Below are 19,392 nucleotides of genomic sequence, written 5' to 3'. Positions count from 1 at the left end.
GCACAAGCTCCTTTGCAAAGGAGCTTGCAACTCTTTTTGCGAAAAGAGTTTTAACCGACCTTCAAAACAATTTTCCCGATGTGTCCACTGCTTTCCATCCGCGCATGTGCCTTTGGCGCGTCTGCGAGATCAAATTCGCTATCCATTACAGGCCCCAAACGACCCGCATCCAGCAACGGCCAAACCTGTTCCCTTAATGCTTGCGCAATTCTTGCTTTCGCGAGATCACTCTGCGGCCGCAAAGTAGATCCAGTAATCGTCAAGCGTTTCATCATCATGAGCGCAAAATTGAGTTCAATCTTCGGACCTTGCAAGAATGCGATCTGCACCAAGCGTCCATCATGTGCCAAAGTGTTCACATTGCGCGGCAAGTAGTCACCGCCGACCATATCGAGGATGAGATCAGCGCCACCTTCAACTTTCAAAACGTCTGTGAAGTCTTCGTTGCGATAATTGATTGCGCGCTCTGCGCCGAGATCGAGACAAGCAGCGCATTTTTCGTCAGACCCTGCCGTCGTAAACACACGAGCACCAAAAAGCTTACCTAATTGAATCGCGGTTGTGCCAATGCCTGAAGAGCCCCCGTGGACCAAAAAACGCTCCCCTGCTTTCAAACCACCACGTTGAAAGACATTGGAAAACACCGTGAAATATGTTTCTGGCAAACAAGCCGCTTCTTTCAGGCTCATCCCTTTGGGAACCGGCAAGCAATGCGCAGCAGGTGTCGCGACATACTCAGCATATCCGCCCCCGGGCAATAGCGCGCACACTTGATCGCCGACAGCCCATTCTGTCACGCCGCTCCCAACAGCTACGATTTCGCCCGCAGCTTCAAGCCCGGGCAGGTCGCTTGCCGTGGGCGGAGGTGCATAAGACCCTGCGCGCTGCAAAGCGTCTGGACGGTTCACACCCGCGTACGCCACCTTGATGACGACATCACCATGACCTGCTTGCGGCATGGAGCGCTCACATATTTGAAGAACGTCAGGGCCACCTGCCTCGGTGATTTCAACTGCACGCATGTTCGACCCTTTCTTAAGTCATCCAAGTTCCTGGCTTGGACGTAACTCTATCACTGCAATTCAAAACCGAAAGGGTGCCGATGCTGATCTTGTCTTTAGTAGTGAACATCTTGGTTCTTGTTCCACTTTGTTTTGCATTGCTCACAGGTTCGGCCACGATGGACGCCGCTTATGGACCCGTTTCGGCAGCGCGTTCAATATTGACTGCGGTCTATTTGGCGATTTTGGTCATGAGCATCGTTTGTTTGGCGATTTTTGGCCTGAAAGACGTACAAACCGCCGTTGCCTGGGCGTTGCCCCTGCTGTTCGTTCAAATCTTATACAAGTCTTTAACAGGCCCGATGGTTGGACTGTCCCATCCCGTCGTTCAAGCAAACCTCGCAATAGTCGCTCTGCACGTGGTGACCGTTTTCAGGCTCGTGAAGTAGACCGCTTAAGCGTTCCAGCGGCCGGGTAAATCATTGCGTGCCTCTGCGCTTGGTGCCTTCAAAAAGCTCAACGCCCATTTCGGACCAGCCAGTAATGGCTTTAGCAAAGCAGACTCGTTCACCTGCGATTTAACTTTCTCAAAGCGCATCACATCCTCGATTCGCCGCTTCAGAAACGCCCATGTATCCGCATGGTTTTCAGACTGATCCCCAAGCCAAAACAAAACCGTGCTGGAGTACACAGCGCTCAGCGTTGCGCGCTTTGTGTACCAGTTAGAGTCAGTTGAGCTATCGCCTAAAGCCGTCCATATCGCATCAGCGGTACCCCAAATCAGCTTGGCACCATCGCCCGCAAGGTGTGGCAAAGCGAACAATGTCGTCCCACGACGCACAGCTTCCTTGCCGTCCACAGCTTCAAGCCGGAATCGAACCAATGCGGTGACTTTTTCCGAATAACGCAATGCACTTACGTCTTCACGCTCGAAGCGCGCCAACATATCTGCGTCACCGCGTAGATGATAGGCAATCGCAAGATCAATCGCACCGCGAGGGCAAGCAATATGCGCGACATCAGTTGCTATTCCGGCATCCTGAACAGCTGCTTCGAACGTTGCTGGGCTCCAACCATCAAATGCAACGTGGATCAAAGCAGCATCTAAAATTTGGTCTTTCACAAGTGCATTATTCATCGCGCTACACGTCCTATTTGCCAAGTTATCCTCTTACTAGACAATATAGGGGCGCTTTGCTATACGGCCAGCTCCTGCAAATCCTTGCAACTTCAAACTAGAAAGGTGGTGAAAACCACATGCAGGTTAGTGTTCGTGACAACAATGTCGATCAGGCGCTTCGTGCCCTGAAGAAAAAGCTCCAGCGTGAAGGCGTTTTTCGTGAAATGAAGCTCAAGCAACATTTCGAGAAGCCGTCCGAGAAAAAAGCACGCGAGAAAGCTGAAGCTATCCGTCGCTCCCGTAAATTGGCGCGCAAGAAGCTACAGCGTGAAGGTATGCTCTAAGCATCTTTTACACGAGCAAGAATACTTTTGAATTTGAAACCCCCGTAGATTTACTCTGCGGGGGTTTTACTTTGGAGCGGTAAGAATGGTTATTTTCAGGCTTGATTGCACAAAGTCCCTTTACAAAAGGGGGGTGAATAATGCTGTAATCACCCCATATTTTTCGACTTATTCGAGGCCCATGATGTTCAAGTCCATTTTCAAGATCACATTCACAGCTGCTGCGCCTTTGTTTCTCACAGCATGTAATACGACGACCACTCAATCTAGCTCACCAATGCTATCCATGGCCGCGACGACTGTGGCCGGTGTCACCGCTGCTGACATTCTAGCGGTCGCGAATGGCCCTGTTGATTGGTCCGGACAGAATGGCCCATTCCCAACCGCGATTGTCGGTGGCGACGGATCTCAAGCCAATCAAACGAATGATGCATCATTTGGCACTTTAATCAACGCGGTAAGAACTGCCGCCGGCACGACTGCGCTGACCTACAACGCGCAGTTGGATGCAGCCGCGCAATCACATTCCAATGATATGGTTGCGAATGGATATTTCTCTCATACGGGGCAAAATGGATCTACGATAGCATCGCGTGCCCGCGCTGCAGGATACAATTTCACCACGATTGGTGAGAATATTGCACAAGGCCAAACCAACGAAAACTTAGCGATGAATGGCTGGATCAGTTCACCGGGCCACCAAGCGAATAACGTGAACCCAGCTTTCAGAGAGTTTGGTCTCGGTCGTGCAGGTACCGGCTCAAATACGACTTGGACGCTCATGTTGGGTGCGCAATAGCAATTTTTAACAAGCAAAGTTCTCGAAGGTCCAAACAGTGCGTTTGGGCCTTTTGTCTTTTGGAAAGACCGCCAGCATAATCATCATAAATGCTTCCCCAGTGCGTCTGCTCGGGCAGCTTCCCTGTGACGCCTAGCTACATGCACCTATCATCCCCCCTTCATTAATGGTGTCGAACCTTTATAAAAATGAATTCTAGGTCGCGTATCAACGAACCCTCAAAACTTCACTTACAATAGCTGAAGAACTCTCGCATTCACCCAGTCTCTAGACGTTCTTGGCCGGGGCTTTATTTTGCGGACCTGCCGCACTGCCCAGAATTCAAAGATAAACACCAAATATCTTAAGAGAAGTTTGAACTTTTTTCTTTACACGGCGGCATCAAGGAACGATGTCCCTACCGCTTCAAATCATATTTCTCCAAAGGCTCAATTTGTGCTTAAGCCCTTTAAAAAATCATTTCTTTTAGCGCTACCCGCTGTCTTGCTGGGCGCATGTAATAGCACGACGCCGGTCGCGCCTGTTGTGGCAACACCGACGCTTTCCATGGCTGCAACTTCTGTCGCTAGCGTGACTGCCACAGATATTCTGAACATAGCCAACGGCCCTGTCGACTGGACCGGTCAGAACGGCCCATTTCCGACGACAATCTCTGGCGGCGATGGGTTCCAAGCGAATCCAACTGCAGATGCTTCTTTCGGCACATTGATCAATGCTGTGCGCACCGCTGCGGGCACAACGCCGCTAACCTATAACGCTCAACTCGATGCCGCGGCACAAGCTCACTCTGAGGATATGGTCGCCAACGGTTATCTTGCACACGTGGGGCTAAATGGATCCACCATCGCATCACGTGCCCGCGCAGCAGGATACAATTTTATAGCGATTGGTGAAAACATTGCCCGAGGCCAGGCAAACGAAAATTTAGCGATGAATGGTTGGATCAGCTCGCCCGGACATCAAGAAAACAACGTCAGGCCAGTCTTTGAGGAGTTTGGACTTGGTCGCGCCGGAACAGGTTTAAACACAACTTGGACTTTGATGCTTGGCGTACAATAGACGGTAAGTGGTGGAGCCTAGGGGGATCGAACCCCTGACCTCCTGCATGCCATGCAGGCGCTCTCCCAGCTGAGCTAAGGCCCCGAATAAGACGCGCACGTCCACATGGACGTGGGTCTAGGCAAGGATAACATCGGGATCAAGTAAATTCACGCGACCCCGATGCCAAAATTTTTATTTAGCTGTCGTCGTCGTCCGAAGCGACATCCGCAATTTCGTCTAGCGAAACTGTGTCGTCATCATCGTCGTCCAGCACATCATCGCCAAGGTCCAGATCGACGTCTTCGTCGTCATCGAGGATCACTTCATCAGCGTCATCGACCTCTGCATCTTTGGCTTTCTTTGTTGCCGCGTCTTCAGCGTCTGCTGCGATCATCCGGCTTTTGCCGTTTTCCATCTCGATCGTCTCGCCTGTATATGGGCTAACAATCGGATTTTTGTTCAGATCGTAAAATCGCTTACCCGTGGTCGGGCACAGGCGCTTGACGCCCCATTCTTCCTTGGGCATGAAAATTCCTCACGAATTAATTGGTCTTTCGACGGTCAACGGCAACTGCCACAACCTAAGAAGAGTGTCAAAGGCTTTGCGGCGAATTACCAGACTGGGGTGCATATGGGGCAGCATATTTTGGACGGCAACCCTCCGGTGGCGATAATTTTACGAAAATCCACGCGCGCTAAGAGGATTTCATTAAGAATTAGCCAGCTAGATGGGCGTGTAACGCTGACTTTGCCGCGTCATGTGAGTGAGGCAGAGGGAATCGCCTTTGCACGCGAAAAGCAGACTTGGCTCAGAAGGCATTTAGAGAACCGCGGAGAAGATCAAACAATCGCATTAGGTGCGAGCCTGCCTATTGAGGGCGTAGACAGAGAACTTGTCACAGGCGCGAACAAGCGAGTTGTCTTGGACAGCGCAACGCTTCAAGTACCGGGCAAACCAGAGCAAATCGCGCCGCGTGTACAAGCCTTCTTGAAGCAAATGGCGCGTGACAAACTTGCGGCGGCGTCTGACCATTACGCTGATACGTTGGGGAAATCATATTCGCGGCTTACGCTTCGCGACACGCGGTCGCGCTGGGGGTCTTGCTCCAGTGCCGGCGCTTTAATGTACTCATGGCGGTTGATTCTCTGCCCACCAGAGGTATTGCTCTACGTCGCGGCGCATGAAGTGGCGCATCTCGCTGAGATGAATCACTCCAGCGCGTTTTGGGAAACGGTTACGCGCATACATGGGCCATATGCAGAGCCTCGTGCTTGGTTGCGCAAGAATGGCAGTGGATTGCACAGCTATAAGTTCTGATCTCTTGACCTGCCTAACCTTTGTGATCACAAGGCTAGGATGCTGATTAATCCACGCACTTCAGAAATCCCCGCAGCGGCCCATGACCGTGTATACCGGACGCTGCGTTCACGTATCATGTACGGCGATATTGCGCCCGGCCAATCGATGACCCTGCGCGGAATTGGCGAGGAATTCGAAGTTTCGATGACGCCAGCGCGGGAAGCCATGCGCCGACTTGTTGCAGAGGGTGCGTTGTCAATGTCGAGTTCCGGTCGCGTTTCGACGCCTGAACTTAGCAGTGAACGAATCGAAGAACTTGCAGCCCTACGCGCTTTGATCGAAGTTGAACTGGCGAGCAGAGCCCTCCCCCGCGCGCATATGGCGCTTATCGAACGTCTGCAAATGATCAACACATCCATCGCAGAGCAAATCGCGCGACAAGATGCCGTTGGATACATCCGCACCAACCTAGAATTTCACCGTACCCTATATCTGCGCGCTCAAGCCCCTGCTATGCTCGCGATGGCGGAACAGGTCTGGCTACAACTCGGCCCAACCATGCGCGCGCTGTACGGGCGTTTGCGGCGCAAAGAACTGCCGCATTTTCATCGCCTTATCGTCGCAGCGTTGAAAGCAGGGGATGAACCCGGTCTGCGCATTGCTGTGCGTTCTGATGTGACCCAAGGTCTGAAGATGCTAGCGCGCTAGCTTACTTATTCTTCATCAGATGCGCATCAAGCGCAGCGATTCCTTCGTCAAGATTGCGGCGGCCAAAACCGAGTCGAAAGCGATCTTTGGGGGTCTCTCCAAGCTCTGACGAATAGATCGTGCTTGGCAGAAAAAGGACGCCACTTTGTTCAACCAAAGAAGCACAAAATGCCTCGACGCCATCGCTTCCCTTGTAGCGCGGAAAACCCATACACGCCCCATCCGGACGCTGCCATTCAAACAACTCGGCGTGGCGCGCGAAGAAGGCGTCCCACTTTGGCAAATTCTCATCCACAATCGCACAATTACGCGCGAGGATCTTTTCGCGATTATTAAGCGCGATCATTGTGAGCCGTTCGCTTGGACCGGAATTACAGATCGACAAATAATGCTTCATGCGCTCCATCTTTGAGAGCACTTCGCGGTCCTGACAGGCTATCCATCCCACACGCAAGCCCGGCAAACCGTAGGATTTCGACATCACACCCAACGATAAGCCACGTTCGTATTCATCCGCGATATATGGCAAATGTTCTGCGTCACTCGCACCAAGCCCGTTGAAAATTTCATCGTGCAGAATGTAAATCCCGTGTTTGCGGCAGAGCGCTATCAAAGCTCGGTAACGCTCTAGCGGCAGGATCGCACCCGTCGGATTATGTGGGAAGTTGATCGTGACCAGCTTGGTGTTCGGACGGATCGCAGCGGCAATGCGATCTATATCAAGCGACCAGTTGTCATTAGCATCGAGCGGCACGCCCGTGACCTCACAAATCGCCAAAGGCATGGTTTCGTGGCTCTGATAATTCGGCGTAACGACAATCGCGTGACTGTCCTTTTCAAGCAGCACTTGATTGGCCGCGAAAATTCCTTCGCTTGCCCCTGCAAAGCACAAAATATCCTCGGCCTTTTGTTTCGCAAAGGTTTGCGCGATGGCGGCACGCAAGTCTGGGGCACCATAGGTTTCCGTGTAACCAAGCCACATGTTCTCAAACCCTGCGCGATCCTCAGGCGAGGCCATAGAGAGCAAGTCTGGCAAAGACATGCTTTCCGCATCCGAAGCAGTCATGTGATAACGCGCTTTGAATTCCCATTTAGAAAAATGCGTTTCTAGTCGAAAATCAGGAAGCGTTGGCATAGTAAGAAACCTCTTAGGAGTTTGTTCATGATTAGTCTAAGCCGCACCGAAATCGAAGCGTTAATCGACTTACCAAGCATCGCGCCCCACATTGACGAGGCGTATCGATTGACGAGTGCAGGCGAGATAAATTTACCTCCTGTGGGGCATATCACATTTCCAAATCTAAACGCGGATTGTCACATTAAATATGGTCATCTGCTTGCGAGCGATAGCTTTGTGATCAAGGTAGCGACTGGCTTCCCGAGCAACGCTGCCCTAGGCCTTGAGACAGGCAACGGTCTGGTCCTTGTGATGTCGGCCAAAACAGGCGTTGTGCAGGCGGTTTTACATGATGAAATGCTCTTAACAGATGTACGCACAGGCATTGGTGGCGCGATTGCCAGTCGTGTTCTGGCGCGCAAAGATAGTGAACGGGTATTGATTGTCGGCACAGGCCCACAAGCACGCAGACAAATCCAGGCACATGCCGCCTTGATGCCAAACCCGCTTCGCTTTGAACTTTGGGGCCGCAACACAGAACGCACAAAGGAACTGGCGGCAGTGCTTTCAAATGAGTTTGACATCACTTATTCAGACGACCTTCAAACATCCGTCAAACATGCAGATATCATCGTGACTGCGACGGGTGCGAACAGCCCTTTGCTCCATTCGGAATGGGTACATGCTGGAACTCATATTACGGCTGTGGGTGCAGATGCACCGGGCAAGCAAGAGCTCGATCCAAACCTCATGAAACGTGCGGATGTGATTGCTGTCGATCTTGCGACGCAATGTTTCGATCATGGCGAAGTGTCACATGCTTTTCACGCTGGCCTTATTCACAAACGCGACGTGACCGAGCTGGGTGTGATCCTTAAAGAACCAAGCAAAGGCCGTGTCAACGAAGGACAGATCACCCTCGCAGATCTCACCGGGATCGCCGCGCAGGACATTGCCATCGCAACTTGCATCCTAAACGCTCACACCAAATAGCGAGCCGATCCCAGCCGTCACAGCCATCGCAAACACCCCCCAACCCACAACACGCAGCGTGGGCCGCAAAAGCGGGGCAGCACCAACCTTCGCACCCAGCGCGCCAAGTGCTGCAAGCGCAAGGACTGTCACGAACAGTGTAACTGGAATGATCGAGCTAGCAGGTGCAAGCCAAGCCGCGAGCACTGGGATCGCCGCCGCAATGCTAAAGGTCACAGCAGATGTAAACGCCGCCTGCAAGGGATTTGCCGACTGCTCATCCACAATACCCAGCTCATCGCGCACATGCGCACCAAGAGCGTCGTGCGCGGTCAGCTCCTTGGCAACAATACGGGCTGTTTCGTCGCTTAAACCACGTTCGCGATAGATCTGAACAAGCTCTGCAAGTTCATCTTCTGGGAAGTCGCTCAGCGCTTGCTCTTCGCGAGCGATATCTGCGTTCTCGATATCTGATTGAGAAGATGCAGACACATACTCACCCGCTGCCATAGACATTGCCCCTGCGGCCAGGCCAGCGACACCCGAGATGATCACGGCATCCTGACCCGCATTCGCCGCGGCAACCCCAACAATAAGCGACGATACCGAAACGATGCCATCATTCGCGCCAAGCACAGCGGCACGAAGCCAGTTGCTGCGTGTAACATAATGCGGGTCACCGGGATGGGCAGAAGGATCAGACATGCAAAGTACCTTTGTGTTGCTCACACCCTACTACTTGGTGGAAATTAGCACCGCTTCAACCCTGCGATTGGCGGTGCGGCCCGCTTCGCTCAGATTACTGACCACAGGCGCTAGAAAACCAACGCCCTGCGCCGAGACTTGGGCTTCCGCAACACCATGCTCTGCGATAAGGCGCTCGCGCACAGATGACGCGCGGCGTTTAGAAAGCGCGATGTTGCCCTCAAGGCTTCCTTCGGCATCGGTGTGGCCGACCAATGCAATCTGGCGGGTCGGGTTCTGACGCAAATAAGCGGCGAGACTGGCAAGCGAGTCAAACTTGCCTTCCCCGAGGTTGGAAGACCCCGTTTGAAAAACTAGATCCCTTAAGATGACATGGCCAGAAACATCCAATTCTTGTCCCAGCTCACCACTTGATACAATCGCTCCGCTACCTTGCGTGCTCGCAATAATTTCTTCACCTTTGGCCACATTGATATCAGCGTTTTGATCGACAGAAATTTGTATGACCTGAATGTAGGCTGAAGCAGCGCTCCGCGAAACAAGGATTGATACAGCCGCAGAAGGCGCATCAGCGTCCCCTTTAATTGCAGAGACGAAACGATAGTCATCAAGATCAACGTACATTTCAGGCGCGTCAATAACCTCCGTTTGGAAACGGAAATCAAACCCCCCGCACTGAAGATCCGCGCATTCGAAAATCAACGAAAAACCGTCGTTTGTAAGCTCGTCTCGCAAAGGCTGCAAAAGCTGAAGCGGCGTCACGCCCCCCCCTTCTAGCCGCCAAGCTTGACGGGTGACGAAACCCTCAAACACGCGTGACGGAATTTCAACGCCGTCGAATGCAGCAGTGGGTAAGGCATAGCTACTGACACCCAGATCCTGCCCTGCTGTCTGGCGCGCAGAAGCCGGTAAGGTCAGCTCAATAGCGGACGCTGCAATAGGCAAACCACACAAGAAACAAAGAAGGAGCGCACGAAATACCATCACTCCAGATTATCGGTACTGCGCGTGATATTCGTCATTTGGGCGCATGTCGGTCGCGCTCGCGACGCGGTTAGACATGTTATAAAATGCGCAAACATTAGCGATGTCCCAGATATCACGGTCAGTGAAACCCACATCGCGTAGTGCTTGGCGATCTGCTTCTTCGATAGAGTGGCTTTCTTTGGTGACATGTTCTGCAAACAAAAGCATCGCGCGTTGACGCGCATCCAAGTCAGCTACTCGCCAGTTCATTACCAACATCTCACCAAGCTTGGGATCACCTGAAAGCTGGCGCACCGCTGCGCCATGAGCCGTCAAACAATAAAAACACTTATTGATAGAGGACGTGACCACAGCAATCATCTCTCTCTCAAGCTTGGAGAGGTTGCTCTCAGACAACATCAGGTCGTTATAAAGCGCGGTGAATGCATTCAGCTTGTCGATATCAAAAGCATGCGCTTGCAGAACGTTCGGGACCATTCCAAGCTTGTCTTGGCAAATATCAAAATACTTCTGCGTCGGCGCGGGAAGAGGGTCGACCATTTGCAGATCGAGGGCGGTGGGTTTGCTCATCGACTTATCCTTTAATGCGATAATGATAGGTACCAGTCAGCGTCATACCAAGCGAGGTGTAAAGCCCGTTCGCAGCGTCATTTTCTTGTGTACAGATGACAGACATGTGGGCCGCACCCTGTTCTTGCGCCCAAACCGCCGCGCGCCGCATCATCCATTTACCAACGCCCTGTCCACGTTGATGCGGCAGGATTTCAAGAGCGTGGACCATGGCGATATTGTTGTGAATACCGACGTAACCTGTGCCTGCGGGCTGATCATTCCAACGCCCGAGGAGCGCGGTTTTGGGACATTTCGCACGCTGCATGACGGCGTAACGCTTAGGCCCGATGCCACCGCTCGCCCAGATGTCGTGCATGATCTGCAACGGCTCCCAAATAGTGAACGCAGTCACGCGCGGAATCGCAACATCCGTAAGGTGCGTGATTGGGCAGATGTAAATGTTGACGGGATCTTTGATGGTGTAGCCGTTGGACGCGAGCGCGGTGTCCAGCGTCTCTTCGCCATCACGCACCATGAACAATCTTGGTTGCCCCAGTTGCGTCATCGCATCTTCGGCTGCAGCTAAATCCCATGGCGCATCGCCATCCTGAGTTGTTGCAGACACCCTTTGTCCGCCGCCCTGCCCATCGCGAATGGTCCACGGGCCGACACGCTGTTCTGAAGCAGCAGGCCACGTCTGAGAGCAAACCTCATATAGCGCTTCGATATTTGGCATCACACGCCCATCTCAGTTGCAAGGCGTGCGATGGCAGCGTCGATTTCAGTGATATCCTGCCCACGGATCACAATATTAGAACCGTATTTGCCATCCTTCTGAAACGGATAAGAGCCAATAGAAAGCTCTGGATAGTCTTGCGCCAATGTCGCCAAGGGCCCTGCAATATCCCCCTCACCCCGATCGACCCGCAAGGTTTGGCTCAGCAATGGAGCCCCCCCTGTGAGCGTAGGAAGAACAGAAGCGACCATGGCTTTAAAAACTGACGGGACGCCGGCCATAACGTGCACGTTTTCAACTAAAAAGCCCGGCGCGACAGAGACTGGGTTATCAATCAGCGTCGCCCCATCAGGAATACGCGCCATGCGCAGGCGGGCCTCATTCAGTTCTGATCCTTGACGCTCATAATGCGCGGCCAGAAGCGCGCGCGCATCTTCTCTCACGTCAATCGACGCCCCAAAAGCTTCAGCGATGCAATCGGCGGTGATATCGTCATGGGTTGGGCCGATCCCACCGCTGGTGAACACATGATCGAACGCTTCGGAAAGCGCTTTGACAGCCCCCACAATCGCTGCAGGTTCATCGCTCACCACGCGTACTTCACGCAGATCTATGCCGTGCGATGTCAGCTCTTTTGCAAGGTGGTTGGTATTTGAATCAAGCGTACGACCAGAGAGAATTTCATCACCGATCACCAACATGGCGGCTGTGGGGTTTGGCATTTGCGGCTCTCCTTGATGCGCAGTTTGCACTCGTATAGGCCTTGCCGCATGCGCTTTCAAACCGATCTAATTCCTGCCCGCCTTATTCGTCGTTATAAACGGTTCCTCGCCGATGCTCGTTTGGAGGATGGACGCGAAATTACAGCCCATTGCGCCAACCCCGGTTCGATGATGGGACTGGCGGACGAGGGTATGAAAATTTGGCTGGAGCCAAACGATGACCCAAAGAAAAAGCTGAAATTCGGCTGGCGTCTTGTCGATCATGAAAATGGGCATTTCACAGGGGTCGATACCTCTGTTCCGAACCGCGCATTGAAAGTGGCTTTGGAAGCGCGCGAAGTCGCAGGATTAGGTGACTACGAAAGCGTGCGAGCAGAAGTAAAGTACGGTGAAAACAGTCGCATTGATTTCCTTTTGCAAGGCGGCGGGCCTGATACATATGTGGAAGTGAAAAGCGTCACGCTTTCGCGACAAACAGGGCTAGCAGAGTTTCCGGATAGCGTGACCAAACGCGGCGCGAAACACTTGTCAGAACTGTCCGCGATGGTCGCTCAAGGGCACCGCGCTGTGATGCTCTATCTGATCCAACGCACGGATTGCACGGCAATGACACTTGCGGCGGACATTGATCCAACTTACGCGCAAGCGTTTAAAGATGCGCGCAAAACTGGCGTAGAGGTTATGTGCCTGAGCACACGCATCACGCCAGAGGGTGTTTGGGTATCAGCGCCCCTCGAATTTCGCGATCCTGCCGCACACACGTCAAATTGATCTGAATACTCCGCCCTACTCAAAAAGTAGGATTCCCGTTATGTCGCTCACCTTCGTTCAGTCCCTAAAGGTGAGCGCAGTTGCGCTTTTCGCAAGCGTCTCGGCCCCTTTAAGCGCAGATATCCTTGAATTGGAGCGCACAATCGTTGCGCCCCAGTATACGAAGTCAATCAGCGGGCGCATGGCAAGCTTTGGCGTCCTTACCCTTGTCACTCACCACTATGAAGATGACGACTACCGCAGCAGCCGCGAAGCTATGCTGATCGACGTGAACACGGGCGAAACCGTTGAAATATTGAACGATGGGCCAGAGTATGTTGTGTCGGGCGCAAATGCAGGTGTCGATCTTGATAGCACGCGCGCGCTCTTTTGCGGGCGCTCCTATGAGCGGTTCAAAGAAACCCCAAGTGCGCGTTTGTTTGATGCACAAAGCGGCACACTCCAACAGCGCTTCTATCACAGTGATCCTAAAGCCCATCGCGGTGACGGCTTTGGGCGCACTTGCAAGATCAAGGGGAATACAGTTGTGATCACGGCACCCTCCCTCAAGAGCGAAGTCGAGGGGATCAAAGGCGTTGTCTATCTTTATGACGCGACCACGGGCGCACAAATACAGCGAATCGAGCCTGACGACCCTAAGACGCGCGCGCTGTTTGGCACAGATGTGGCGATATATGGTGAAATGCTCGCAATTTCCTCCACTGGGGCAAGTTTGAAGCATGGATATTTCGGGTATGTCGATCTCTATGATCTGTCCTCTGGTGCGCATTTGCAGCGATTTGAGCGACCGGAAAATGAAATCCCATACAACTCCGGCATCTTTGGTGCGCAGATAAGGATGGATGACACGCGTTTGGTCATCGCCAGTACATTCGACACCCTCCAAACCGAGCGCGAAACAGGCACTGTCTGGGTCTATACCTTGGATGATTATCGTCTCGCGCACCAATTCGTAGCACCAGAAAATATCCGTAAAAACAGCCAGTTCGGTCGATCTATCGCGCTTTGGCAGGATCTTTTGCTCGTCGGGGCAGCCGATATTGAGATACCACGCAGCGAGGGTCAAAAACGCAAGAAAAAGGTCGGAAGCGCTTATTTGTTCGACCTTGGCACTGGTGTTTTGCTTCAGGAAATCCCCAATCCAGCGGCTCAATCGTTTGAGTATTTTGGCTCCGGCGTCACACTCGGCCAAATAGGAGCAGTAATCGTTGCTCAAGAAGCACGCGTCACAGAGAACACCAAGGGCGCAGTGTACGTCTATAGATTTAGTAACGCCCCCTAGAACCCAACGCCTTTCCCAATTACATACCCATCAAGCAACGCACCCTAAGGAGCATCGCCATGTTCGGGAAACCCAAAGGCCACATGACCAAAGAAGGCATCCGCATTTATGAAGAAGCGGACTTCGCAGGCATGGCAGCAGCTGGCAAACTTGCGGCGCAAATTCTTGACGAAGTAGCCGAGCTGGTCACAGTCGGACAAACCACAGGCGTGATCGATAAATTCATCGAGGATCGTGTGAACGCCGCTGGAGCCACGTCAGCAACGATTGGCTACAAGGGCTACAAGCACGCGAGCTGTATTTCGATCAACCACGTTGTCTGCCACGGCATCCCCGGAGATAAAAAGCTGAAAGACGGCGATATCGTCAACATCGATGTCACTGTCATTGTCGACGGATGGTTTGGTGACACATCCAGGATGTATGTCGCAGGCAAACTATCCCGCAAGACTGAGCGTTTGTTGCAAGTCACGCATGACGCGCTTTTCAAGGGGATCGAGGCGGTGAAACCGGGCAACACCTTTGGTGACATCGGCGCGGCGATCCAAACCTATGTAGAAAGCCATCGCATGTCCGTCGTACGCGATTTCTGCGGACATGGTTTAGGACGGGTTTTCCACGCTCCACCCAATGTTTTGCACTATGGAAAGCCGGGAACAGGTGCTGTGCTCGAACCCGGCATGTTCTTTACGATTGAACCGATGGTGAATTTGGGTCGGCCAGAGACAAAAGTACTGGCTGATGATTGGACAGCCGTGACACGCGACAAGTCACTGTCCGCGCAGTTTGAGCATTCAATTGGTGTGACTGAAACAGGCTATGAGATTTTCACGCTCTCGCCTGCGGGGAAGTATCATCCGACGTATGAGGTTTGAACGCGCGGATAGCCACAGCAAAACCAGTGCTTACACGCGTACTACGCCTATATCGAAAAGGGTAACACCGTGACATCAATCGCGACAACCTTGGACGACCCGCCCGAGAACCACACTGACTACGAAGCGCAAATGCTCTCGCAGATTAGAGAGTTCGGCTGGAGGGCGACCCATGTTGCAAGCGACACTAGTACCGAGCCTTGCTTCACCTATTCCACGGGATTTTGGAAAACCTTAGGCCAGCCCGAAGTCATCGTTTTCGATTTTCCAGCGGCATTGGCGCATGACGTTATTGGCCAAATGTTCAACAAACAGACGCAAGGCGAAAAATTTTCGCAAAATGAGCCGACAAGCGGAATACTTGGCGGCGAAAACGTGTACTTGCTCGAAGTGGCAGACGACGCTGTTGCAGAGTATTTGAGGTCCAGCGTTTGGTTTTACAAAGGTCATGCCTTTGCAAGCCTTCAAATCATTTGGCCTGATCGTTCGGGTATTTTCCCATGGCATCCTGACTTTGACCCCACTTTGAAAGGTTTGCAGACGGATATTTCGAAAATTAGTTGGCCCCAATAAGGCTGCAATATGCACCCTACTGACATCTTAAATCGGGGGGTATTCACAAACCCTTTAAGCCGCCAACCCAGTCGACCCCATCGCTAAAAACTTCTCGCGGCGTGCTTGGATCAGCGCTTTCGCGTCCATGCCGTCCAAGTCCGCCAGCATCTCTGCAATCGCATTACTCACCGCATCCATCGTCGCCGCGCGATCACGGTGGGCTCCGCCTAAAGGTTCGTCCACGATGCGATCTACAACGCCTAATTTCTGCAAATCCTGCGCGGTCAAACGCAGCGCTTCCGCCGCTTCGCGCATCTTTTCGCTGTCTTTCCAAAGGATCGATGCGCAGCCTTCAGGAGAAATGACGGAGTAAACAGAATGCTCGAGCATCGCGAGTTTGTTGGCCGTCGCGAATGCCACAGCGCCACCAGAGCCGCCCTCGCCGATGATTACGCTGACCAAGGGCACGCCGATTTGCAAACACATCTCGGTTGAGCGCGCGATGGCCTCGGATTGCCCGCGCTCTTCCGCACCCTTTCCAGGGTATGCGCCGGGAGTATCCACTAGCGTTACGACTGGAAGGTTAAATTTGCTCGCCATTTCCATCAAACGGATCGCTTTGCGATAGCCTTCGGGCCGCGCCATGCCAAAATTGCGCGCGATACGCGTGGCAGTATCGTTCCCTTTGTCTTGGCCGATGACTACAACCGGGCGATCCTTGAAACGTGCAAGCCCACCCATGACGGCGTGATCATCAGCAAAGCCACGGTCGCCCGCAAGAGGGGTGTAATCGGTGAAAATGCTAGACAAATAGTCCGCGCAATGCGGACGCTCTGGATGACGCGCAACTTGGCATTTTCGCCAAGGCGTCAGGTTGCCGTAGAGTTCAACCAAAAGATCAGATGCTTTTTGATCAAGTGCTGCAGCTTCATCTTCCACATGTGCTTCTTCATTCGCGCGCGCAATTGCCCGCAGTTCTTCTGCTTTGCCTTCCAGCTCTGCCAAAGGTTTTTCGAAATCAAGATAGTTCATAGGGCGCGCTCACTTGCTGGGTACTTGCTGCTTGTATGGCGCGCCTGTGGGCCAGATGCAATAAAGCAAGATCGGTCCAAGCACTTTGGCTATTGGTAGGGACAGCAGTCACGAGGACAAAACAAATGAGCGACCATAGTTACGATAAACGTATCTCGCGGGTGATAGATTACATCTATTCCAATCCGAGCGCCGACCTGTCGCTCGATTGCCTCGCGGATGTCGCTGCGATGTCGCGGTTCCATTGGCATAGGGTTTTCTCAGCCCTGACGGGGGAAAGCTGTGCACAAATTGTGCGCCGTGTGCGTATGCACCGCGCTGCATTCTGGTTGGTTCAGACAGATTGGACCGTCGCAAAGATCGCGCGCGATGTTGGGTATAATAATACACAAAGCTTTACCCGCGCCTTTCGCGAGATATTTGATGCCAAACCTTTGGAAATTCGTGAGGCTCAAGCGCAGCATGTCTTAACGCTAAAACGCAAAGAAGGAGATGACGATATGTATGAGATAAAAATAAACGACGCCCCAAAGCGCCGCTTGGCAGCGATGGCGCATGTTGGTCCGTACAACGAGGTCAGCAAAAGCTACGAGAAGGTGGCTGCCGTGTTCACATCGCGCAATCTGTGGAGCCAAGCGCGCGGGATGGTGGGCATCTACTATGATGACCCTTCCACAGTTCCGGAGGCAGAGTTGCGCAGCCACGCTTCGGTTGAACTCGCTGAGGGCGCGACAGTGCCGGACGGTCTGGAAGAGGTTACGATTGAAGGTGGCGAAAGCGCTGTTTTGCTGCTTAAGGGCGCCTACAGTGGCCTACAAGACGCCTATACCTGGCTCTACGGACAATGGTTGCCACAATCGGGCCGGATGCCTGCAGATTTACCCAGCTATGAAGTCTATCTGAATTCGCCGATGGACACCGCACCAGCGGAGCTGTTGACCGAAATCTACGTGCCACTTCAGCCTATTACGACAGGGTAAAGGGACAGCACCAGTAGGCCCGCCATCGCACAGTTGAACGCGCGAAGGCGGGCCGCACTTGTTAAAAAGCGCGCCATTTGTTCCCCAAGCACGGTCCAAACAGATACGCTGGGCAGATTGACGACGCCAAAGACCAGCGCAACAAGGCTCACGTAGTAAAGCGTTTGCTCTGGCGTGTAGGCAGTGATCGCCGTCAGCGCCATTGTCCATGCCTTTGGGTTGACCCATTGAAACAGCGCCGCTTGGACAAATGTGATAGGCGTGCTTTCACTTACGACATTCTCTTTGGGCGGAGCTGCATTTGCAATCTTCCAAGCAAGCCAAAGAAGATACAACACACTGACCACTTTCAGGATTTGATGTGAGATCGGGTAAAGATCAAAGACTTGAACAAGTCCCACACCAACCAAGACAATCATCAGCGTGAACCCAATGCCAACGCCCAGCATATGCGGAATTGTACGACGAAAGCCAAAATTCGCACCGGACGCCATGAGCATCAAATTGTTCGGCCCCGGCGTGATTGACGACACGAATGCAAAAACGGTGAGTGCGAGAACAAGGTCATAGGTCATGTCCTATCGCTACTTCAGTTTATCGATTGGGAGAACAGTTTTATTGTACCAAACCGCTTGCTTGAACACTGAGGGGCCCGCGAAACGCCCAGCCACGATAGGCGACCGGCTCTGTAAGGGTCGCATCTGCAAAACGCTCAAAAAACATCGGCAACGCAACTTCAGCAATCATGCAGCGCGATGCCCAAGCGCCCGCACAAAAATGCGGACCTGCGCCAAAAGAAATCGCTTTGGTGGTGTCCCGAGTGACGTCAAATGTATCCGCATGATCAAAGATCAACTCATCACGATTGCCCGAACCAAACATTAGAAATGCACGATCTTCCGGTTCAAAAGTAATATCATCCAAAGTGTAGCGCTGCGCAATTCGGCGCGGCGTCATACCGATCGGCGACATCCAACGTGCGTATTCTTCAAAAACTTGGAGCCACGAGACTTTACCACTTAGAGCCTTTTCCAATTGTAAAGGATGCTGCAGCAAAGCCGCAATGGCCCCCGCAATCGCATCGCGCGGTTCGTTCTGCCCCCCTGAAATCGCAAGTTTTATATTCGCTCGGACCTGCCCCTCCGGCATACCGGACTTCATCGCGACGGACAGGAGGGATAGATCAGGCTCGCGTTTCAATATCGGAATCTGCTCATCAATATGCGCATCAATCGAAGCCGTACAATCATGGCAATTGGCTTCGACCTTTGGATCGCCACCGTAGTTGGCGCAACCGTCAATCATGCCTTGGCTGACACGGTCCATTTCAGCGAAATGCATATTGGTCAGACCAGTTATCGCCTTAAGCGCCTCAGCAGAAACCGGCATCGCAAAATCGCTTACAAGGTCAACTTGATCACTTGGCAAACGGTCCAGAATAGCACGGGTCGCGCTCTCGAACTGGCTTTTCCAAACATCCCGTACAGTGCGCGGTGACACGGTTGGAAAGATCGCTTTACGCTCTGCCATATGGGGCGCACCATCTTTGCGCATCATGTTTTCGCCCATGAGGGTCGTCATCAAGCCGCCGGGCTGCTCAGAGCTAAAAACAACAATGTTCTTTTCTTCGCGAAAAATATCATTGCGCAGCGTGAGTAGTGTTGCATCGAGCTCAGGCACATAGGCGATTGGTGTGTTAGCCCGCATTTTCGCGAGATCAGGATAGGGATCTATCCAGAATGCCTTCGGGTCGATGTGATAAATTGGAGCGTTGGACATGGGGTAAGCTGCGA

At 52.7% G+C, this 19,392-nt stretch carries 24 protein-coding genes and 1 tRNA gene; 12 read left to right on the top strand and 13 right to left on the bottom strand.

Annotated features, from left to right (window positions below):
- Positions 1-50: 50 nt before the first annotated feature.
- Complete coding sequence (locus tag ACTG3Z_RS09745) at positions 51-1,022, bottom strand: NAD(P)H-quinone oxidoreductase (RefSeq protein ID WP_439142846.1); 972 nt, start codon at positions 1,020-1,022, stop codon at positions 51-53.
- Between the two features lie 80 nt (positions 1,023-1,102).
- Here ACTG3Z_RS09745 and ACTG3Z_RS09740 point away from each other — a divergent pair, with 80 nt between their 5' ends.
- Positions 1,103-1,450 (top strand): hypothetical protein, encoded by a 348-nt coding sequence (locus tag ACTG3Z_RS09740; protein WP_439142845.1) that lies wholly within the window; start codon positions 1,103-1,105, stop codon positions 1,448-1,450.
- A 5-nt stretch (positions 1,451-1,455) separates the two neighbouring features.
- On the opposite strand, the gene ACTG3Z_RS09735 is transcribed toward ACTG3Z_RS09740, so the two are convergent.
- Positions 1,456-2,139, bottom strand: coding sequence for a COQ9 family protein (locus ACTG3Z_RS09735; protein WP_439142844.1), 684 nt, complete (start codon positions 2,137-2,139; stop codon positions 1,456-1,458).
- Positions 2,140-2,258: 119 nt separating this feature from the next.
- On the opposite strand from ACTG3Z_RS09735, the gene rpsU reads away from it, so the two are divergent.
- The 3 genes from rpsU to ACTG3Z_RS09720 all read left to right on the top strand — a co-directional run bounded on the left by rpsU (position 2,259) and on the right by ACTG3Z_RS09720 (position 4,323).
- A complete protein-coding gene (gene rpsU, locus ACTG3Z_RS09730; RefSeq protein WP_009830066.1) occupies positions 2,259-2,465 on the top strand; it encodes a 30S ribosomal protein S21 in 207 nt (68 codons plus the stop codon).
- 184 nt (positions 2,466-2,649) lie between these two features.
- Positions 2,650-3,264, top strand: coding sequence for a CAP domain-containing protein (locus ACTG3Z_RS09725; protein ID WP_439142843.1), 615 nt, complete (start codon positions 2,650-2,652; stop codon positions 3,262-3,264).
- A 546-nt stretch (positions 3,265-3,810) separates the two neighbouring features.
- Positions 3,811-4,323, top strand: a complete 513-nt coding sequence (locus tag ACTG3Z_RS09720; RefSeq protein WP_439142842.1) for a CAP domain-containing protein — start codon at positions 3,811-3,813, stop codon at positions 4,321-4,323.
- An 8-nt stretch (positions 4,324-4,331) separates the two neighbouring features.
- On the opposite strand, the gene ACTG3Z_RS09715 is transcribed toward ACTG3Z_RS09720, so the two are convergent.
- Both ACTG3Z_RS09715 and ACTG3Z_RS09710 read right to left on the bottom strand, forming a co-directional pair.
- Positions 4,332-4,407: transfer RNA gene (locus ACTG3Z_RS09715), tRNA-Ala, on the bottom strand.
- Positions 4,408-4,501: 94 nt separating this feature from the next.
- A complete protein-coding gene (locus ACTG3Z_RS09710; protein WP_439142840.1) occupies positions 4,502-4,831 on the bottom strand; it encodes a TIGR02300 family protein in 330 nt (109 codons plus the stop codon).
- Between the two features lie 105 nt (positions 4,832-4,936).
- On the opposite strand from ACTG3Z_RS09710, the gene ACTG3Z_RS09705 reads away from it, so the two are divergent.
- Together ACTG3Z_RS09705 and ACTG3Z_RS09700 are read left to right on the top strand one after the other, a co-directional pair.
- On the top strand, positions 4,937-5,623 hold the full coding sequence (locus tag ACTG3Z_RS09705; protein WP_439142839.1) for a M48 family metallopeptidase: 687 nt from the start codon (positions 4,937-4,939) through the stop codon (positions 5,621-5,623).
- 39 nt (positions 5,624-5,662) lie between these two features.
- The gene (locus ACTG3Z_RS09700) at positions 5,663-6,313 is read left to right on the top strand and encodes a GntR family transcriptional regulator (RefSeq protein WP_375266512.1); all 651 of its coding nucleotides are present in this window, start codon (positions 5,663-5,665) and stop codon (positions 6,311-6,313) included.
- 1 nt (position 6,314) lies between these two features.
- Here ACTG3Z_RS09700 and ACTG3Z_RS09695 read toward each other — a convergent pair whose 3' ends face one another.
- On the bottom strand, positions 6,315-7,448 hold the full coding sequence (locus ACTG3Z_RS09695) for an aminotransferase class I/II-fold pyridoxal phosphate-dependent enzyme (RefSeq protein ID WP_439142837.1): 1,134 nt from the start codon (positions 7,446-7,448) through the stop codon (positions 6,315-6,317).
- A gap of 27 nt (positions 7,449-7,475) precedes the next feature.
- Between ACTG3Z_RS09695 and ACTG3Z_RS09690 the strand changes: the two genes are divergently transcribed.
- Positions 7,476-8,423 carry an ornithine cyclodeaminase family protein gene (locus tag ACTG3Z_RS09690; RefSeq protein ID WP_439142836.1) on the top strand — a complete coding sequence of 316 codons (948 nt, stop codon included), beginning with the start codon at positions 7,476-7,478 and terminating at the stop codon, positions 8,421-8,423.
- Here the strand turns inward: ACTG3Z_RS09690 and ACTG3Z_RS09685 are convergent.
- From ACTG3Z_RS09685 to ACTG3Z_RS09665, 5 genes are read right to left on the bottom strand one after another with little or no spacing between them, the layout of a single operon-like run.
- On the bottom strand, positions 8,403-9,107 hold the full coding sequence (locus tag ACTG3Z_RS09685; protein WP_439142835.1) for a VIT1/CCC1 transporter family protein: 705 nt from the start codon (positions 9,105-9,107) through the stop codon (positions 8,403-8,405). The two genes, ACTG3Z_RS09690 and ACTG3Z_RS09685, sit on opposite strands and share 21 nt — an antisense overlap.
- Before the next feature lie 30 nt (positions 9,108-9,137).
- Positions 9,138-10,091 (bottom strand): OmpA family protein, encoded by a 954-nt coding sequence (locus ACTG3Z_RS09680; RefSeq protein WP_439142834.1) that lies wholly within the window; start codon positions 10,089-10,091, stop codon positions 9,138-9,140.
- A gap of 9 nt (positions 10,092-10,100) precedes the next feature.
- Complete coding sequence (locus ACTG3Z_RS09675; protein ID WP_439142833.1) at positions 10,101-10,664, bottom strand: peroxidase-related enzyme; 564 nt, start codon at positions 10,662-10,664, stop codon at positions 10,101-10,103.
- A gap of 4 nt (positions 10,665-10,668) precedes the next feature.
- Complete coding sequence (locus ACTG3Z_RS09670) at positions 10,669-11,382, bottom strand: GNAT family N-acetyltransferase (RefSeq protein ID WP_439142832.1); 714 nt, start codon at positions 11,380-11,382, stop codon at positions 10,669-10,671.
- Positions 11,382-12,104: a competence/damage-inducible protein A gene (locus ACTG3Z_RS09665; RefSeq protein ID WP_439142831.1), complete on the bottom strand. Its 723-nt coding sequence runs from the start codon at positions 12,102-12,104 to the stop codon at positions 11,382-11,384. Before ACTG3Z_RS09665 ends, ACTG3Z_RS09670 begins: the two co-directional genes overlap by 1 nt.
- Before the next feature lie 48 nt (positions 12,105-12,152).
- Here ACTG3Z_RS09665 and sfsA point away from each other — a divergent pair, with 48 nt between their 5' ends.
- The 4 genes from sfsA (at position 12,153) to ACTG3Z_RS09645 (ending at position 15,605) form a co-directional block, all read left to right on the top strand.
- Positions 12,153-12,875, top strand: coding sequence for a DNA/RNA nuclease SfsA (sfsA, locus tag ACTG3Z_RS09660; protein WP_439142829.1), 723 nt, complete (start codon positions 12,153-12,155; stop codon positions 12,873-12,875).
- Positions 12,876-12,915: 40 nt separating this feature from the next.
- Positions 12,916-14,157: a hypothetical protein gene (locus ACTG3Z_RS09655; protein ID WP_439142827.1), complete on the top strand. Its 1,242-nt coding sequence runs from the start codon at positions 12,916-12,918 to the stop codon at positions 14,155-14,157.
- A gap of 59 nt (positions 14,158-14,216) precedes the next feature.
- Positions 14,217-15,032, top strand: coding sequence for a type I methionyl aminopeptidase (gene map / locus ACTG3Z_RS09650; RefSeq protein WP_439142826.1), 816 nt, complete (start codon positions 14,217-14,219; stop codon positions 15,030-15,032).
- 69 nt (positions 15,033-15,101) lie between these two features.
- Positions 15,102-15,605 carry a DUF4262 domain-containing protein gene (locus ACTG3Z_RS09645; protein WP_439142825.1) on the top strand — a complete coding sequence of 168 codons (504 nt, stop codon included), beginning with the start codon at positions 15,102-15,104 and terminating at the stop codon, positions 15,603-15,605.
- A 54-nt stretch (positions 15,606-15,659) separates the two neighbouring features.
- Here the strand turns inward: ACTG3Z_RS09645 and ACTG3Z_RS09640 are convergent, their stop codons facing one another.
- A complete protein-coding gene (locus ACTG3Z_RS09640) occupies positions 15,660-16,619 on the bottom strand; it encodes an acetyl-CoA carboxylase carboxyltransferase subunit alpha (RefSeq protein WP_375266501.1) in 960 nt (319 codons plus the stop codon).
- Between the two features lie 125 nt (positions 16,620-16,744).
- On the opposite strand from ACTG3Z_RS09640, the gene ACTG3Z_RS09635 reads away from it, so the two are divergent.
- Positions 16,745-17,599: an AraC family transcriptional regulator gene (locus ACTG3Z_RS09635; protein WP_439142824.1), complete on the top strand. Its 855-nt coding sequence runs from the start codon at positions 16,745-16,747 to the stop codon at positions 17,597-17,599.
- Here the strand turns inward: ACTG3Z_RS09635 and ACTG3Z_RS09630 are convergent.
- Both ACTG3Z_RS09630 and ACTG3Z_RS09625 read right to left on the bottom strand, forming a co-directional pair.
- Positions 17,578-18,174 (bottom strand): LysE family translocator, encoded by a 597-nt coding sequence (locus ACTG3Z_RS09630; RefSeq protein ID WP_439142823.1) that lies wholly within the window; start codon positions 18,172-18,174, stop codon positions 17,578-17,580. The two genes, ACTG3Z_RS09635 and ACTG3Z_RS09630, sit on opposite strands and share 22 nt — an antisense overlap.
- A gap of 40 nt (positions 18,175-18,214) precedes the next feature.
- Entirely contained in the window at positions 18,215-19,378 is a 1,164-nt protein-coding gene (locus ACTG3Z_RS09625) for a cytochrome P450 (protein ID WP_439142822.1), read from the bottom strand.
- Between the last annotated feature and the right edge of the window lie 14 nt (positions 19,379-19,392).

This window comes from Planktotalea sp., assembly GCF_965659345.1.
GTDB lineage: Bacteria > Pseudomonadota > Alphaproteobacteria > Rhodobacterales > Rhodobacteraceae > Planktotalea.
Note: the sequence above shows the minus strand (reverse complement) of the source record. Positions and strands in the feature narration are given on the sequence as shown.

Excerpts from the sequence above, each read along its gene's own strand:
- ACTG3Z_RS09635 (WP_439142824.1), top strand. The coding sequence starts at position 16,745 with ATGAGCGACCATAGTTACGATAAACGTATCTCGCGGGTGATAGATTAC.
- ACTG3Z_RS09725 (WP_439142843.1), top strand. The coding sequence starts at position 2,650 with ATGTTCAAGTCCATTTTCAAGATCACATTCACAGCTGCTGCGCCTTTG.
- ACTG3Z_RS09720 (WP_439142842.1), top strand. The coding sequence starts at position 3,811 with ATGGCTGCAACTTCTGTCGCTAGCGTGACTGCCACAGATATTCTGAAC.
- ACTG3Z_RS09655 (WP_439142827.1), top strand. The coding sequence starts at position 12,916 with ATGTCGCTCACCTTCGTTCAGTCCCTAAAGGTGAGCGCAGTTGCGCTT.
- ACTG3Z_RS09710 (WP_439142840.1), bottom strand. The coding sequence starts at position 4,831 with ATGCCCAAGGAAGAATGGGGCGTCAAGCGCCTGTGCCCGACCACGGGT.
- ACTG3Z_RS09675 (WP_439142833.1), bottom strand. The coding sequence starts at position 10,664 with ATGAGCAAACCCACCGCCCTCGATCTGCAAATGGTCGACCCTCTTCCC.
- ACTG3Z_RS09735 (WP_439142844.1), bottom strand. The coding sequence starts at position 2,139 with ATGAATAATGCACTTGTGAAAGACCAAATTTTAGATGCTGCTTTGATC.
- ACTG3Z_RS09665 (WP_439142831.1), bottom strand. The coding sequence starts at position 12,104 with ATGCCAAACCCCACAGCCGCCATGTTGGTGATCGGTGATGAAATTCTC.
- map (WP_439142826.1), top strand. The coding sequence starts at position 14,217 with ATGTTCGGGAAACCCAAAGGCCACATGACCAAAGAAGGCATCCGCATT.
- ACTG3Z_RS09740 (WP_439142845.1), top strand. The coding sequence starts at position 1,103 with ATGCTGATCTTGTCTTTAGTAGTGAACATCTTGGTTCTTGTTCCACTT.
- ACTG3Z_RS09640 (WP_375266501.1), bottom strand. The coding sequence starts at position 16,619 with ATGAACTATCTTGATTTCGAAAAACCTTTGGCAGAGCTGGAAGGCAAA.
- ACTG3Z_RS09670 (WP_439142832.1), bottom strand. The coding sequence starts at position 11,382 with ATGCCAAATATCGAAGCGCTATATGAGGTTTGCTCTCAGACGTGGCCT.
- ACTG3Z_RS09745 (WP_439142846.1), bottom strand. The coding sequence starts at position 1,022 with ATGCGTGCAGTTGAAATCACCGAGGCAGGTGGCCCTGACGTTCTTCAA.
- ACTG3Z_RS09695 (WP_439142837.1), bottom strand. The coding sequence starts at position 7,448 with ATGCCAACGCTTCCTGATTTTCGACTAGAAACGCATTTTTCTAAATGG.
- ACTG3Z_RS09705 (WP_439142839.1), top strand. The coding sequence starts at position 4,937 with ATGGGGCAGCATATTTTGGACGGCAACCCTCCGGTGGCGATAATTTTA.
- sfsA (WP_439142829.1), top strand. The coding sequence starts at position 12,153 with ATGCGCTTTCAAACCGATCTAATTCCTGCCCGCCTTATTCGTCGTTAT.
- ACTG3Z_RS09625 (WP_439142822.1), bottom strand. The coding sequence starts at position 19,378 with ATGTCCAACGCTCCAATTTATCACATCGACCCGAAGGCATTCTGGATA.
- ACTG3Z_RS09685 (WP_439142835.1), bottom strand. The coding sequence starts at position 9,107 with ATGTCTGATCCTTCTGCCCATCCCGGTGACCCGCATTATGTTACACGC.
- rpsU (WP_009830066.1), top strand. The coding sequence starts at position 2,259 with ATGCAGGTTAGTGTTCGTGACAACAATGTCGATCAGGCGCTTCGTGCC.
- ACTG3Z_RS09680 (WP_439142834.1), bottom strand. The coding sequence starts at position 10,091 with ATGGTATTTCGTGCGCTCCTTCTTTGTTTCTTGTGTGGTTTGCCTATT.
- ACTG3Z_RS09630 (WP_439142823.1), bottom strand. The coding sequence starts at position 18,174 with ATGACCTATGACCTTGTTCTCGCACTCACCGTTTTTGCATTCGTGTCG.
- ACTG3Z_RS09690 (WP_439142836.1), top strand. The coding sequence starts at position 7,476 with ATGATTAGTCTAAGCCGCACCGAAATCGAAGCGTTAATCGACTTACCA.
- ACTG3Z_RS09700 (WP_375266512.1), top strand. The coding sequence starts at position 5,663 with ATGCTGATTAATCCACGCACTTCAGAAATCCCCGCAGCGGCCCATGAC.